Here is a 1,763-nt window from a genome sequence, read left to right on the forward strand (position 1 = left end):
GGCAAGACAGATGATGAAAAACATTCTTGTGAAATTAAATCAGATTTAATAAAACATTTCTTAATTATATTTAATACTACATTCATAATGTACGATAAAACGTTTAATCATCACGTTTTTACTACCTAAAATATGTATCTTTGCCAAAAATAGACACGAATGGAGATATATAGAAGCATATTGAAAGACCTTGCAGCATGGAAGGACAGCAGATACCGCAAGCCTTTGGTGCTTCAAGGAGCAAGGCAGGTAGGCAAGTCGTGGGTTCTTAACAAGTTTGGTAAAGACTGTTTTGACAACTGCGTATATGTCAATTTCGACACAATGCCGGAAATTAAGCAGGACTTTGCCCGTACCAAAGACCCAAAACGCTTAATTAACGTGCTGTCAATGGTGTCCGGGATGAAGATAGAACCTGGGCGAACTCTTGTAATACTCGACGAGATACAGGAATGTAACGACGCCCTGAACAGCCTCAAATATTTTTGTGAACAAGCACCGGAGTATGCCATTGTTTGTGCCGGTTCGTTACTTGGCGTGGCTTTGAACCGTCAAGGGGCATCGTTTCCTGTTGGCAAGGTTGATTTCATGCACATGTATCCTGTTTCGTTTTCCGAATACTTGGCAGCAACTAACCCCGACTTGGCGGAAATATTACAAGGCATAACAGACATTGAACCTCTACCCGAAGTAATCCATTCAAAGTTTGTTGACGCATACAAAACTTATCTCGTACTTGGCGGAATGCCTGAAGCCGTAAGCCGATACGCAGACACATACGATTGGCGGCAGGTGGACACAATCCTGCAAAACATCCTCCTGGCATATTCACTTGACTTCTCCAAACATATAGCGGCAAGGGATATTCCACGTGTTTTCGCCGTATGGAATAATATTGAAGGACATTTGGCGCGTGACAACAGGAAGTTCCGCTACACGGAAATACAGAAAGGGGCAAGGGCACGTGAATATGAAAACGCTATCGAATGGTTATGTCTTGCCGGTCTTACGCATCGTGTGTTTTGCGTCAACACTCCGCGCATTCCTTTGGCAGCATACAAAAACAGTTCATACTTCAAGATGTATCTTTCCGACGTAGGATTGTTGCGCTCTAAATTCCGTCTTGAACCTACGTCAGTCTTGCTTGGCGACAGGCTGTTTACAGAATTCAAAGGCGTGTTGTCAGAAAATTATGTCTTGACTTCTCTTGTACGGCAGTTCGGTGAGGAGCAATTCTACTGGTCGTCTGGTAATACGGCGGAGATAGAGTTTATGTTGCAATATAATGGTAGGATTATTCCCATTGAGGTTAAATCAGGAAACAGCGTAACTGCCAAAAGCCTTTCAGAATACAGAAAGAAATATGAACCAGATATAGCAATACGTTTTTCAACAAGGAACCTACGCAAGGATGACAACCTGATAAACATTCCACTATATCTTACCGATAGACTGAAAGATTTTTTATAAACACTTTATATGCAGCTTTTCTCTTTGTTGAATAACATTGTTCATGGTAAACAGAATGCAGGATTTTATCTTTCAATATGGTACATATATAAGTATCACCCTGAAATCCTTGTAAAAAAGCTGCATTTCTTTTTCTTTCGTTTGTTGTAGGCACACGCCGCATGAGTGGATGATTATATTGTTGTTTACATTTGCCTTCGGTTTTCTATGAAGTCCATGATGATAAAACAGGAATATATTAACTTGTGATTTGCGTTGTTCATCAATTATGTGTATATTTGCAAAGAGGACAA

Annotated in this window: 2 protein-coding genes; one reads left to right on the forward strand and one right to left on the reverse strand. The window is 40.5% G+C overall.

The window, feature by feature from the left end:
• Nucleotides 1–159: 159 nt before the first annotated feature.
• Entirely contained in the window at nt 160–1,470 is a 1,311-nt protein-coding gene (locus QVO66_RS10450; RefSeq protein ID WP_021855435.1) for an ATP-binding protein, read from the forward strand.
• A gap of 72 nt (nt 1,471–1,542) precedes the next feature.
• Here QVO66_RS10450 and QVO66_RS10455 read toward each other — a convergent pair.
• A partial coding sequence (locus QVO66_RS10455) for a hypothetical protein (RefSeq protein WP_288172818.1) occupies nt 1,543–1,763 on the reverse strand: 221 nt, incomplete at its 5' end.

Origin of the sequence: Prevotella sp. CAG:255, from assembly GCF_000431195.1 — a bacterium.
GTDB lineage: Bacteria > Bacteroidota > Bacteroidia > Bacteroidales > Bacteroidaceae > Prevotella > Prevotella rara.